This window comes from Pseudomonas salomonii, assembly GCF_900107155.1.
Lineage (GTDB): Bacteria > Pseudomonadota > Gammaproteobacteria > Pseudomonadales > Pseudomonadaceae > Aquipseudomonas > Aquipseudomonas salomonii.
In genome coordinates this window covers 415,637-428,937 of sequence record NZ_FNOX01000001.1, presented here as the reverse complement: position 1 = coordinate 428,937, position 13,301 = coordinate 415,637, and the positions used below count along the sequence as shown (strand labels likewise).

The following is a 13,301-nucleotide window of genomic DNA, read 5'->3' as shown; positions in this document are numbered from 1 at the left end:
CACGCCTACCCTGCCCGCTTCACTCGCAGGATCGCGTTTATGACCTACCGCTCGAAAGTCGCCTGGATCTTTCTGCTGGGCTTTGCCCTGGACCTGGTGAACATGTTTGTCGCCACCGTCGCCTACCCGGATATCGCCCTGGAACTGCACGCCTCGGTGACGCAATTGGCCTGGGTCAGCAACGCCTACATGCTCGGGTTGACCGTGATCATTCCTTTTAGCGTGTGGCTGGCCGCCCTGTTGGGCGAACGCAACCTGATAGCCACCAGCCTGTTGCTGTTCGCCGGCGCCTCGGTGATGGTCGGCCAGGCCGGTTCGATTGAAGCGCTGATCGGTTGGCGTTTGCTGCAAGGTTTGGGCGGTGGCCTGCTGATCCCGGTGGGGCAAGCCTTGGCATATCGACATTATCCGCCCGCGGACCGCAGCTCACTGACGGCGCGCGTCATGTCGGTGGCCCTGCTGGTGCCAGCGTTGTCCCCCGCGTTGGGTGGCGTGATCGTCGACAGCGTGTCCTGGCGCTGGATCTTCTACGCCAACCTGCCGCTGGCGTTGATCACTTTGCTGCTGGCAGTGCTGTGGATAAAACCCGACGTGCCCGCGACCGTGCGCCCGGCACTGGATGTGGGGAGTCTCTTCACGCAAATCCGCAGCCCGATGCTGCGGGTGGCGATGCTGGTCTACCTGTGCATCCCTGGGATATTTATCGGCACCAGCCTGATCGCCATCCTCTATCTGCGCGGCCTCGGTTATGACGCCACACAGACCGGCGCACTCATGTTGCCGTGGGCACTGGCGTCGGCAGTGGCGATTTACCTGAGCAAAAAACTGTTCAATCGTTGCGGCCCAAAACCGTTGCTACTGGCAGGCATGGCCCTGCAATGCCTCGGCATCGTGTTATTGAACCAACCAACCTGGGTAATTCCCGCCTACGTTTTGATGGGCCTGGGCGGCAGCCTGTGCAGCAGCACCGCGCAAACCCTGGCGTTTCTCGATATTGGCGCCGAGCGCATGGGCCACGCCAGCGCCCTGTGGAACATCAACCGGCAGGTGAGTTTTTGCCTGGGCGCGGCGGCACTCAGCGCGCTGTTGTCGGCCTTGGATTCCTTCCCCATAACCTTCACGATAGCCGCAGCCCTGACACTGCTGCCCCTTTTTGCCGTGTTGCGCCTGGATACGTCTAGAGTCCGCACGCTGCTTCACCCTGCCAGCGAGGCATAGCCATGATTGATTACAGCGATTTTTTTGAAGAAGTGATCCAGACCCACGTCGAGATCGAACAATGGTTTGCCGGGGTTGCGCCCGAGGGCACGTTGCAGAACTTGCTCGCGCGGTTTTCGCCTGAGTTCAGCATGGTTGCGCCTGCCACCGGCGCACGGGTCAATGCGGCCGGTGTAAATGCGCTATTCACCCGCTTGGGCGGCATGCGCCCAGGGCTGAAGATCACCCTGAGCGAAATGGCCGGGATCGACCGGCATGCACGCGGAGCCACGGTGACTTATCGCGAGCATCAAATTGATGACAGCGGCACGCAGACTGACCGCCGCGCTACGGTGGTGTTCGAGAAGCGGGCCAGTGGCGCGCTGTTGTGGCGGCATTTGCACGAAACTTTTATAGCGCCCTAAAGTAATTAATTAGCTAGTTCCTACAAAAAAACGCGAACCGCCTGACATATCTAAAAGGCACGACTTATCAGGCTCTTTCACCTCTGTTTGCTTACAGGTGAAAGGATGCCAAGTGATTTCCTGAGAAACGGTGTACCGGATGCGCACACCACGACTCGCCAGCGACTGATCAATCTGCTGGACCTGCCCAAGCTTTATCGAACCATTGACGCCGACCCGGCCATTGTCGGGGCCGGGGTGGTGCATATCGGCAGCGATTATCAGGTGACGGTGCTTCGAGAGTTTGTGCCGCTTTGCAGTATCAACCCCAAGCGCGTGATTTTGCGGGAAGTGGCAGGGCAGACGATGACGGCCGATGAGTATGCCGAGCGGGTAGCAAGTTCGCCGCAAGAGTCGCAGCTATGGAGGGAGGCAGTGGGAATGACCCTGGCATGCGGTGGGGCTGTGATTGCGGTTATTGTTGCCAAGGCAGGCATCGCGTCAGCCCCTCTAAGTGCCGGCTCGAGTCTTGCTGTGACTTACATGGCTTATACCGCCGCAGCCGCCAGTGCTTTGCAATGCGGCAACGGTATTTGGCGAACCTACAAAGAACTCACCAACCCTGCTGAGAACACGTATTACGACAGTCTGAGTTGGTATCAGGCAATGACCGTCGCCTTGGACGGCATTTCGCTAGTGGGTGCGGGCAGCACGACCTTCGCCACGGTAAAGACCGTCATAACTATCAAAAATACAACAGGCCGCAACGTGGCCGACATCTTGAGGCATATGAGCCGCCAGGAACGCGCAAAGCTCACGAATGAAGTGCTGCGCCTGCAAAACCCTCGTCACCCTCGCGAAATAATTCGGTTAAAGCAGCTAGCCGGAACACTCCCCAAACGATTCAACAATGTCCAACTACGCCAGGACGTACTCATTCAATTAGCTGATCAAGTGAGTGCCGCGCTGGCCGTTACAGGCAGCGGTCTGTCCGGCAATATCAACTCTGTCGCTATCGGTATCTATGAGGCGTTTAGCAACCATGAACACTGACATTGTGAGTAAGCAGGGTCCCCAAACTTTACGTTATTACACCCGGCGCTTTGCATTCACGGTGGGCATGGCAGTATCCATGAGTCTGGTCAGTATTTCCGGCAACTTGTCACATAGCCTGTTGTACTACGCCCGCATAAATTACTTGCCAAGCGAATATGCCATCGTGGCGGCTCTGGTATTGCTGCTGGTCTTGTGTATTGGCATGGCCTTGACGGCGGTGGGGTTTCGTTTTGGCTCTGCGTTACTGGTAGGTGTTGCGTCGTTGAACGCTGTGCTTGCGGCCGACTATCTGGGAAACCACCGAGTGACGATGTTTGCAGTGCTTCCTTTATTGCAATCACTGTTCGGGCTGTTTCTCCTCCACACAAAAAATCATCGCCGCTACATCAGCATATTGCGTGTAAAACGTCGACGCAGACTCAGAGCCAACGCAGCATTTCTCTAGTCGCCCATGCATCTGAAGCGTGGTGCGGGGTTTTGGCAGCATGCGCATGAGACATTTGTGCTGCACTCCTAAAAGGCCATTGGCCATTTAATACCTGTCAGATCTGACAGTAGACGAGGTATTCCTCCAAGAACAGACTCAGACTGTTGCTTCGGCTATAAACGTCCCGTGCCGGCATGGCAGCGCCCCGCTAACCGATAAAGGCATACCAGCATGAACGCGGCCAACGCCCCTTCACAGTCCGGCACTCATGACCCAAGCTTTGGCGTAAAAGGAGAAATCACATTACATGAGATTCTGGCCGGGCATCCTGAACTGGTCGTGTTGCAGCTCTTCAAGGGGCTGACGACCGATAAAGAAGGCAACATTCTGTTCTGTGCCAACTTTTTTCAACACGGCCTCAATAACATATTTGGCTTAGGCCGCTTAGACGCCAACGGCAAACTTGATAAAGCGTTTGGCAAGGATGGCTTGGTCACCGGTAACTTCGCCCCCTCTGTGCCAGCCGGAGGTTCGAGGCTGACAGTTCAGCCCGACGGGAAAATCCTGATGCTGGGCTGGACATGGCGTGACAAAGGCAATGGTTGGGCAGACATAGTCGTTGCGCGCTTCGAAAGCAACGGTGCATTTGACACAACTTTTGCCAATCAAGGCATGTGCACTCTACTCACCCATCAGGACGAAGGGCTGACGGAAGACTCGACGACCGTGCACGTACAGAATGATGGACACATTCTGATCACCGCCAACTACTCCAAGCGCCACAATTCGTACTCGACAGTGGGCACCGTATTTCGCTTGAAACCCAATGGTGAATTGGACGCAGATTTGAACGGCAATGGCAGACTGGACTTCAAACTGGAGAACACCGCTGCCGCGACTACCGTTAACGCCTGTATCAGCCAGGGCGACGACCATAAAATCGTTATTGCCGGCCATGCCCGATTCACCCCTACACTCCATTCCGCAATGTTCGCCCGACTCAACCACGACGGCACGTTGGACAAAACCTTTGGTGATCCGCAAAACCCAGGTGTCTTCCGGGTGCAGGGCATTACCGACCACACCACCTTCAACGACCTCACCGAGCGCGCAGACCGCAGTCTTGTAGGCGCCGGCCAAGTCGGCATGAACTATGTCGAAGCTACAAGCGGGTTACTGTGCGCCATTACCCCCAATGGCGCACCGCATCAATTGTTCAATCAAGGCAACCCCTTGGTCAGTCAATTCAATAGCGCTTACGACAATGGCTGGTACACCATCATGAATACCGGCGCAGGCGACCTTGTCACAGCCTCATCAGGCAACATGATCTACGTGGCCAAATTCAACGCCGGCGGCGCACCGGATCCGGCCTTTAACAACCAAGGCTATAACGACTTGGATTCCCCAGTCAGGAACAACCCCGTGCTGCTAGCCGAGCTAGGCGAACAGAGAATCCTCATCGGTGCCAACATAGTCGGTGTGAACCCAGAGGGTATGGGGTCTCTGCAGTGTTTCTTTGGATAGTTTGAATATCAAGGAGACTCAAAGGTCGCGATCGACAATCACGGTGCAAGTGATGCCCGCCGCCAACAACACCCCGTCCGGCACCTGATCAATATGAATCCGCACCGGCACGCGCTGGGCCAGGCGCACCCAGTTGAAGGTCGGGTTCACATCGGCGATCAGCTCACGGCTCTCGGGGTTGTCGCGGTCGTAGATACCCCGCGAGATGCTTTCCACATGGCCCTTTAAGGTTTCGCCGCTCATCAGTTGCATGTCGGCTTTGTCGCCCACCTTCACATGGGGCAGCTTGGTTTCTTCGAAGAAGCCGTAAACCCAGAACGAGTTCATATCCACCACGGCCATTTTCGCCTCGCCGATTCGCGCGTAGTCGCCGCGATGCACATTGAGGTTGGTGACGTAGCCGTCCACTGCTGCCACCACTTGCGTGCGTTTCAAGTTCAGCTCGGCGGCTTCCAGCTGCGCCAGCGCGTGCTGGTAATCGGCCAGGGCCGAGTCGGCGATGTTGCTGGCGTCGTCGCGGTTTTCCCTGGAGATCACCAGCGCATCCAGGTCGGCACGGCGATGGGCGTTGACCTTGCGCATCTCCCAGGTAGCTTTGCGCGAAGCCACCAACGACTGCGCCTGCTTGACTGCGATGCGGTAGTGCTCAGGGTCGATCTGCATCAGCAGGTCGCCCTTTTTCACCAGCTGGTTATCACGCACCGGCACGTCGACCACTTCACCCGTGACGTCCGCCGCCACATTGATAATGTCGGCGCGCACGCGGCCGTCGCGGGTCCAGGGCGTTTGCATGTAATGCACCCACAGCGTGCGGCCAATCCAGATAGCCAAAGCCAGTACCAGCAAGGTCGCGAGCAGGCTGAAAAACTTTTTCATCGGGGCATTCTCAACGGTAGACGCTCAGCGCCAGGGCGCCGAACAGGCAAACGAACAGGCTCAGGCGCAACAACGCCGGGTGCCAGAAAAAACGGTACAGGTCGAACCCGGCCAGGAAGCGGTCCAGCGCCCAGGCCAGCACGGCCGCAATCAAAAACATCAGGGTCATGGTCGGCATATACAGGCCGTGGAACGCGATTTCACGGGGCATGCGGGGCTCCTTTCAGGGCCGCCAGTGGCGATTGCGGGTCGAGCAACGAGGTGCGGATAAAGTGCAGGTAGCTTTTGACCCGGCGCAGGGCCGAGGTGTCGAAGTGCGGGGCGAAGGGTTCGTCGGTGGCCTGCACGCGGCTGATCGCGTGGTCGACGGCGACCAGGCCACGCTCCAGGTTGCTTGCGCTGGGTTGCAGGAACAACCGCACCAGTGAGCGGCCCATCACGCGGATCGCCTGGCGCCATGGCTGGGATTCGGCATACGCCGGGTGCACCGGCAAAATCGCCTGTTCCTTGCGCAGCTCGATGATTGCGTGGCCGACCTCCAGCACCACGAACATCCAGCGCAGCAGGTCGCGCTGCACGTGCGGCTGGCCGGCGGCGAGGCCGTAGGCCTGGTGCAGCAAATCGCGGGTGCGGCTTTCAAAACTCGAGGCCAGGCCCTTGAGCTTGCCGCTGATCGCGTACACCACTTGCTCGCGCAGGTCCTGCTCCAAGCGGCGCCACAACCAGCGGCTGTTGGGCGGCAGGATAATCGCCCCCGCCGCCGCGCACACCAGCATGCCGATGATCATGGCGATGTAGTCGTTGATAAAGGTGTAAGGGTTGTAGACCGTGAGGTTGTCCGGCACCGAGCCGGTGCTGAAGAAGATCAACAGGCCGACGCCCACGCCGGCATATTGCGGGCGTGAGGCCAGGAACGCGCCGAAGATGATCACCGGCGCGAGCATCACGCACAGCAGCGGGAAGCCGTCGATCCAGGGGAACACGAAGAACATTTCGACAAAGCCCACCAGTGCGCCGATCAAGGTGCCGCAGGCCATCTGGAACGCCATGCGCTTGGGGTTGGGCGTGGCGGCGGACAGACCGACCGTGGCGGCGGCAATCAGGGTCATGGTTGCGCCGCTGGGCCAGGCGGTGGCCACCCAGTAGCTGCCCAGCACGACGAGGATGAACGATGCTCGAATCCCCGAAGCCGCGCAGGCCAGCCAGTTGGTCTTGGGGATAAAGGTCTCGTTCCACTGTTCGCGTTCATGGCTGTGTTCGGCCAGGGATGCGTGGGTCAGCGCGTAGTTGTGCAAGTCATCGACAAAGCGATAAAGCAGCTCATAGGCGGTATGAAAATCCAGCTGCTCGGCTTCGCTCGGGTTGCCCTCTTGAAAGGCCGCACGCAGAGCACGCACCTTGGCGGGCAGGCCGTCCTTGTAGGCGCTGAGCTGGTTGGCCAGCCGTGCGGCGTCGGGGCTGGTAAGTGCCCGGCCGGAGAAGCCGTCGAGCACTTCGGCAAGGTCCTGCAGGCCAGGCTTGATCGCCGCAACCACGTGATCGGCCGCATCGGTACGCAACCGTTCGAGCAACTGGTGCAGGGCGTTGAAACGCGTGGTGATGCTCATGAATTCGCTGTTGAGGCGGCTGAGCCGACCATTGCGCCGACGCATGTGCGGGTCTTCGAACACGGTGACACTGCGCAGCCCTTCCAGGCCCACCGCTTCAGCGATAAAGCGCACGTTGCTGGCCTCGAAACCTTCACGCTGGCTGCGCCCACGCAGGCCATCGGTGACGAACAGCGCAAATACGCCAAAACGCTGATACAAGGCGTTGCGCATCGCCGCGCTGGAGGTTTGCGGCAGGATCGCGGCGCTGACCACGGTGGAGCAGATAATCCCCAGGGAAATTTCCAACACCCGCCAGACCGCCGCCATGAACGCGCCGTCCGGGTTCGCCAGCGCCGGCAAACCCACCATCGCCGCCGTATAGCCGGCCAGCACAAACCCATAGGCGCGAAAGTTGCGATTACGCGTGGCACCCGCCGTGCAGATACCCACCCAGATCGCCAATGCGCCGAGGAACAACTCGGTGTTCTGCGCAAACAAGGCAATCAACAAGACCATCACCGTCGAGCCCGCCAAGGTGCCGAGGAAGCGATAGAAACTCTTGGCAAACACCTGGCCGCTCTGCGGTTGCATCACGATAAACACGGTGATCATCGCCGTGCGCGGTTGCGGCAACTCCAGGCGCATGGCCAACCATAGCGTGAGGAATGCGGCGATCAGCACCTTGAAGATATACACCCAGGTCACGCCATCACTGCGTGCCCAGTCGAAAAAACCACGGCGCCACTCAAGGGCGTGCAACCAGCGCAGCGGTGCAGGCAAGGGAGTCATTGCAATCTACTCAGTGATCGAACACGGCGAGCGCCGCCGGGGTTTTGCCGGGAAGTGTCTTGGCGTCCTGTGGTACGTCGTCGCCGGCGCCGAGCCCGCCACCCAATGCCGTAACCAGCTCGGCATGGGCACTCAGGCGCGCGGCCTGCACCTGTTGCTCGACCTGTTGCTGGCGGAACAACAAGGTCTGGGCGTTGAGCACATTGAGGTAATCGGTGAGGCCGCGCTGGTAAGCGATCATGGCGATGTCGTAGGTTTTCTGCGCAGAGGCCACCGACTGCGCGGCAAAGGTGGCTTGCTTGTCCATGGATTCGCGGCGGATCAACTGGTCGCTGATGCCCTTGAGCGCGTTGACCAGCGTCTGGTTGTACTTGGCCACGGCGATGTCATACCCGGCGCTGGCTTGGCCCAATTGCCCGCGCAAACGACCGCCGTCGAAGATCGGCAAGCTGATCGCCGGGCCCACGGTGTAGTTGAATTTCTGCCCGCTGAGAAACCCCAGCATCGTACCGCCGGTGGCCATATAGCCGAGGCTGCCGACCAGATCGACGTTGGGGTAGAAACCGGCATGCGCCACATCGATGCCGCGTGCCTGGGCGGCGACCTGCCAGCGGCTGGCGACCACATCCGGGCGTTGGCCGAGCAATTGCGCGGGCAGGCTTGAGGGCAGCTTCAGCGGCGCGGCCAGGGACAAACTCGGGCGTTGCAGTTGCGCGCCTTGGCCTGGGCCTTTGCCGGCCAATGCCGCGAGTTGGTTGCGGCTCAGGGCGATGTCTTCGTCGAGGGCATCGAGCTGGCGATGGGTTTCCGGCAGCGGCGTTTCGGCCTGGCTGACGTCGAAATGCGTGCCGATCCCGGCATTCAGGCGCTTGTTGGCCAGGTCGAGAATCTGCTGTTGCTGGGCCAGGGTGGCGGCGACGATATCGCGGTTGGCGAAGTGCAACGACAGCTGGATATAGGCGCGTACCACATTGTTCTGCAATTCGAGCTGGGCCTGACGCGCTTCGGCGGCGCTCATGTGCGCAAGGTCCACGGCGCGTTCGCTGGCATTGCTTTCGCGGCCCCACAGGTCGAGGGCGTAGCTCAGGCCCAGGGACGAGGTGTTGTCCCAGGTATTGGCACCGCTCAAGGCTCCCGGCCCGTAGAACTGATCTTTCGGCCAGCTGTGACGCTTGAGGGTGGTGTCACTGTTGACCTGCAGCGACTCGGCCGACTCGGCAATCCCTGCCATGGCCCGCGCTTCCCGCACCCGCGCGGCGGCCATGGCCATGCTCGGGCTGTTTTGCGTGGCGAGGTCGACCCAGCGGTTGAGCTGCGCGTCGCCATAGGCTTGCCACCATTGTGTGGTGGGCCAATGGGCGTCCTGGGCGGCGCTCTGGATCGCTTGGTCGGTAGCCAAGTGATTGTCGTCGAGGGCCTGGCCTTGGGGGGCGATTCCTCCGGTTCCGATGCAGCCGCTGATTGCTAACGATAAGGCCAAAACACTGAGAGCCTTCAGCGCTCTGTTGATGAGAGCCTTCAGCTCTCTGCTGATGCGACGCGGCACGGCGAACGAATTCCTGAGGTGGTGAGGCGGGGAAGGTGGCGCAATTCTAGGGGGCGCCATGGGGAACGATAAGCTGGCATTCCTGTGAATCTTTGTTACCGTTCAGGCGATAATCCGTTGGTAGGGATCACTGGACGGCGTAACTTTCTGTCACAATTTGCTATCTCCCTTGAGAACACTCCATGGACACTTTGCAAAACATGCGCGCCTTCAGTTGCGTGGCCGAGGCCGGCAGCTTCACCGCCGCCGCCGTGCAACTGGACACCACCACCGCCAACGTCTCGCGCGCGGTCTCCAACCTTGAGGCCCATCTGCAAACCCGCTTGCTCAACCGCACCACTCGCCGCATCGCGCTGACCGAGGCCGGCAAGCGCTACTTGCTGCGTTGCGAGCAGATCCTCGCCTACGTCGAGGAAGCCGAAGCGGAAGCCAGCGACGCCCACGCGCGCCCCGCCGGGCAGTTGAAAGTGCACACCATGACCGGCATCGGCCAGCATTTCGTGATTGATGCCATTGCCCGTTACCGGCGCACCCACCCCGACGTGACCTTCGACCTGACCCTGGCCAACCGCGTGCCGGACCTGCTCGACGAGGGTTACGACGTGTCCATCGTGCTGGCCAGCGAGCTGCCGGACTCGGGTTTTGTATCCCAGCGCCTGGGTATCACCTACAGCATCGCCTGTGCCTCGCCGGATTACGTCAAGGCCAAAGGCTGCGCGCAGCGGCCTCAGGACTTGCTCAACCACGCCTGCCTGCGCCTGGTCAGCCCGGTGGTGCAGCTGGATAAATGGACTTTCAATGGCCCCGAAGGCCAGGAAAGCGTGGCGATCAACACCTCGCCGTTCCTGGTCAACTCGGCCGATGCGATGAAAACCGCGATCACCAGCGGCATGGGCGTCGGCCTGCTGCCGGTGTACGCCGCCATCGAAGGCCTGCGCAACGGCTCGCTGGTCCGGGTAATGCCCACCTATCGCTCGCAGGAACTGAACCTGTACGCCATCTACCCGTCGCGTCAGTACCTGGATGCGAAGATCAAGACCTGGGTGGAATACCTGCGCGGTTCGTTGCCGGAGATTCTGGCGGCGCATCAGGCAGAGTTGGTGGCGTACGAGTTGAGCGGCAGCCTCGGCGGCACGCGCCTGGCGAACTGATTTATACCTGGCAACACAGATCAACTGTGGGCACATGGGGTCGGCGGTGTCCTGACAATTGTCGGCAGGAATGTTAGCGTGCTTACCATTCTCCCGTAGTCGATGAGCCCGCCTGCAATGAAAAAGACTGTCCTCGCCTTCAGCCGCGTCACCCCGGAAATGATCGAACGCCTGCAACAGGATTTCGAGGTGATCGCGCCGAACCCCAAGCTGGGTGACCTCAACGCTCAATTCAATGAAGCCCTGCCCCACGCCCATGGCCTGATCGGCGTAGGCCGCAAGCTGGGGCGTGCGCAGCTCGAAGGCGCGAGCAAGCTGGAAGTGGTGTCCAGCGTGTCGGTGGGCTACGACAACTACGACGTGCCGTACTTCAATGAGCGCGGGATCATGCTCACCAACACCCCCGACGTGCTCACCGAAAGCACCGCCGACCTGGCCTTCGCCCTGCTGATGAGCAGTGCCCGCCGCGTGGCCGAGCTGGATGCCTGGACCAAGGCCGGCCAGTGGAAAGCCAGTGTTGGCGCGCCGCTGTTTGGCTGCGATGTACACGGCAAGACCCTCGGCATCGTCGGCATGGGCAATATCGGCGCAGCCGTGGCCCGGCGTGGGCGCCTGGGCTTCAATATGCCGATTTTGTACAGCGGCAACAGCCGTAAGGCCCAACTGGAGCAGGAGCTGGGCGCGCAGTTTCGCAGCCTGGACCAACTGCTGGCCGAAGCGGATTTCGTCTGCCTGGTGGTGCCGTTGAGCGACAAGACGCGCCACTTGATCAGCACCCGTGAGTTGGGGCTGATGAAATCCAGCGCGATCCTGATCAATATTTCCCGTGGGCCTGTGGTGGACGAACCGGCACTCATTGAGGCGCTGCAAACCCAGAAAATCCGTGGCGCCGGGCTGGATGTGTACGAGCAGGAGCCGCTGGCCGAATCGCCGCTGTTCAAGCTGAGCAATGCGGTGACCCTGCCACATATCGGCTCGGCCACCCATGAAACCCGTGAAGCCATGGCCAATCGCGCCCTGGACAACCTGCGCAGCGCCTTGCTGGGCCAGCGTCCGCAGGATCTGGTCAACCCGCAGGTCTGGAAGGGCTGATACCAAGCTCATATGAGACGGTTTTTGTGTGGGAGCTGGCTTGCCTGCGATGGCATCACCTCAATGCAACTGGAAGACCGAGGTGGCTGCATCGCAGGCCAGCCAGCTCCCACACAAGCCCAGCCCGACAAAAAATCCGGTTAAAGCCTGGCTCCCCCAAGTCGATAACCTTCCATAGATCGTCCTCCCTGATCCACAGAAGGTTTTTATGTCCACCACCAAAGCCCGCGCAGATTCACTCTCGCTTCTGCTCTTTACCTTGCGCAGCGGCAAGCTGATGGCCATCAACCTGCTCAAAGTCAGTGAAATCATCCCCTGCCCGCCGCTGACCAAGCTGCCGGAGTCGCACCCGCACGTCAAAGGCATCGCCACCCTGCGCGGCGCCTCGCTGTCGGTGATCGACCTGAGCCGCGCCCTCGGCGAGATGCCGCTGCAAGACCCGAACGGTGGCTGCCTGATCGTCACCGATGTCAGCCGTTCCAAGCAGGGCCTGCATGTGCAGGCGGTGAGCAAGATCGTGCACTGCCTGACCACCGACATCCGCCCGCCGCCCTATGGCTCCGGCGGCAATCGCTCGTTTATCACCGGCGTGACGCAGGTCGAAGGCGGCCTGGTGCAGGTGCTGGATATCGAAAAGGTCATCCACGGCATCGCCCCGGCCCCCGTTGAAGCGGCGCCGACCGACTTGACCATGGAAGAAGCCGAAGTACTCGGTAACGCGCGAATCCTGGTGGTGGACGACAGCCAGGTGGCTCTGCAGCAATCGGTGCACACCCTGCGCAACCTCGGCCTGACGTGCCACACCGCGCGCAGTGCCAAGGAAGCCATTGATGTGCTGCTGGAGCTGCAAGGCACGGTCGAGCAGATCAACGTGGTGGTGTCGGACATCGAGATGTCTGAAATGGACGGTTACGCCCTCACCCGCACACTGCGCGAAACCCCGGACTTCCAGGAGCTTTACGTGCTGCTGCACACCTCTTTGGACAGCGCGATGAACAGCGAAAAAGCCCGCCTGGCCGGTGCCGACGCGGTGCTCACCAAGTTCTCGTCGCCCGAGTTGACCAAGTGCCTGGTGGTTGCCGCGCAAACTGTGGCGCAAAAGGGTCTGTAAGCGGTGGCGGAGTATTTTCAACTGCTGCGCCGCGACCTTACCGCCAGCCTGCCAGCCCCGCAGTGGCCGGCCAATACCCGGCTGGATCATTACCGCGATGAGCTGGCCCCGGCCATCCATGCCGTATTGCGCATGACCCAGGAACAGGGCGGCGGCCGTGTCCCCAGCCTGGCAGAGTGGCGCCGGCAGTTCATCACCGACGCCGAGTTCGATCCCACACTATGCCTGGTGGCCAGTAACGCAGACGGCATTCTGGGCGTAGCCCAGTGCTGGACCAGCGCGTTTATCAAGAACCTCTCGATCCATCCGTGCGCCCAGGGCCAGGGGCTGGGGCGTGCCTTGTTGCTGCACACCTTCCACGTGTTCAAGCAACGCGGCGAGCCCTATGTGGACCTGAAGGTACTGGAAAGCAACCAGCGCGCCCGACAGTTGTATGAAAGCGCCGGCATGGTGTTTGTGCTGCGCGACCAGGTGCCCGAAGACTGACCGGCACTGGCGCATAACTTGCTTCCACTGAGCCTGAACAGTGAATAGAG

At 60.5% G+C, this 13,301-nt stretch carries 13 protein-coding genes; 9 read left to right on the top strand and 4 right to left on the bottom strand.

Going from position 1 to position 13,301, the window contains the following annotated elements; genetic code table 11:
* Nucleotides 1–39 precede the first annotated feature (39 nt).
* From BLV67_RS02125 to BLV67_RS02105, 5 genes are all read left to right on the top strand, one after another.
* Nucleotides 40–1,218 (top strand): MFS transporter, encoded by a 1,179-nt coding sequence (locus BLV67_RS02125; protein ID WP_069786107.1) that lies wholly within the window; start codon nucleotides 40–42, stop codon nucleotides 1,216–1,218.
* A gap of 2 nt (nucleotides 1,219–1,220) precedes the next feature.
* Nucleotides 1,221–1,622 (top strand): DUF4440 domain-containing protein, encoded by a 402-nt coding sequence (locus tag BLV67_RS02120; protein WP_069786106.1) that lies wholly within the window; start codon nucleotides 1,221–1,223, stop codon nucleotides 1,620–1,622.
* Between the two features lie 105 nt (nucleotides 1,623–1,727).
* Nucleotides 1,728–2,654: an Ssp4 family T6SS effector gene (gene ssp4 / locus BLV67_RS02115; RefSeq protein ID WP_069786105.1), complete on the top strand. Its 927-nt coding sequence runs from the start codon at nucleotides 1,728–1,730 to the stop codon at nucleotides 2,652–2,654.
* A complete protein-coding gene (locus tag BLV67_RS02110) occupies nucleotides 2,644–3,102 on the top strand; it encodes a hypothetical protein (protein WP_240034982.1) in 459 nt (152 codons plus the stop codon). The genes ssp4 and BLV67_RS02110 overlap by 11 nt, the downstream gene beginning before the upstream one ends.
* Before the next feature lie 213 nt (nucleotides 3,103–3,315).
* Nucleotides 3,316–4,611 (top strand): delta-60 repeat domain-containing protein, encoded by a 1,296-nt coding sequence (locus BLV67_RS02105; RefSeq protein ID WP_069786104.1) that lies wholly within the window; start codon nucleotides 3,316–3,318, stop codon nucleotides 4,609–4,611.
* A gap of 18 nt (nucleotides 4,612–4,629) precedes the next feature.
* On the opposite strand, the gene BLV67_RS02100 is transcribed toward BLV67_RS02105, so the two are convergent.
* The 4 genes from BLV67_RS02100 to BLV67_RS02085 are packed head-to-tail and all read right to left on the bottom strand — an operon-like array spanning nucleotide 4,630 to nucleotide 9,411.
* Nucleotides 4,630–5,487, bottom strand: a complete 858-nt coding sequence (locus BLV67_RS02100; RefSeq protein WP_069786103.1) for an efflux RND transporter periplasmic adaptor subunit — start codon at nucleotides 5,485–5,487, stop codon at nucleotides 4,630–4,632.
* 10 nt (nucleotides 5,488–5,497) lie between these two features.
* Nucleotides 5,498–5,698, bottom strand: coding sequence for a DUF1656 domain-containing protein (locus tag BLV67_RS02095; protein ID WP_003171907.1), 201 nt, complete (start codon nucleotides 5,696–5,698; stop codon nucleotides 5,498–5,500).
* Nucleotides 5,688–7,865, bottom strand: a complete 2,178-nt coding sequence (locus BLV67_RS02090; protein ID WP_069786102.1) for an FUSC family protein — start codon at nucleotides 7,863–7,865, stop codon at nucleotides 5,688–5,690. The genes BLV67_RS02095 and BLV67_RS02090 overlap by 11 nt, the downstream gene beginning before the upstream one ends.
* Before the next feature lie 10 nt (nucleotides 7,866–7,875).
* Nucleotides 7,876–9,411 (bottom strand): efflux transporter outer membrane subunit, encoded by a 1,536-nt coding sequence (locus BLV67_RS02085; protein ID WP_069786101.1) that lies wholly within the window; start codon nucleotides 9,409–9,411, stop codon nucleotides 7,876–7,878.
* A gap of 182 nt (nucleotides 9,412–9,593) precedes the next feature.
* Here BLV67_RS02085 and BLV67_RS02080 point away from each other — a divergent pair, with 182 nt between their 5' ends.
* From BLV67_RS02080 to BLV67_RS02065, 4 genes are all read left to right on the top strand, one after another.
* Nucleotides 9,594–10,562, top strand: a complete 969-nt coding sequence (locus tag BLV67_RS02080) for a LysR family transcriptional regulator (protein ID WP_058419353.1) — start codon at nucleotides 9,594–9,596, stop codon at nucleotides 10,560–10,562.
* 117 nt (nucleotides 10,563–10,679) lie between these two features.
* Nucleotides 10,680–11,654 (top strand): 2-hydroxyacid dehydrogenase, encoded by a 975-nt coding sequence (locus BLV67_RS02075; RefSeq protein ID WP_065912540.1) that lies wholly within the window; start codon nucleotides 10,680–10,682, stop codon nucleotides 11,652–11,654.
* Nucleotides 11,655–11,862: 208 nt separating this feature from the next.
* The gene (locus tag BLV67_RS02070; RefSeq protein WP_017138169.1) at nucleotides 11,863–12,765 is read left to right on the top strand and encodes a chemotaxis protein CheV; all 903 of its coding nucleotides are present in this window, start codon (nucleotides 11,863–11,865) and stop codon (nucleotides 12,763–12,765) included.
* A 3-nt stretch (nucleotides 12,766–12,768) separates the two neighbouring features.
* Entirely contained in the window at nucleotides 12,769–13,251 is a 483-nt protein-coding gene (locus BLV67_RS02065) for a GNAT family N-acetyltransferase (RefSeq protein ID WP_065912538.1), read from the top strand.
* Nucleotides 13,252–13,301: the final 50 nt, after the last annotated feature.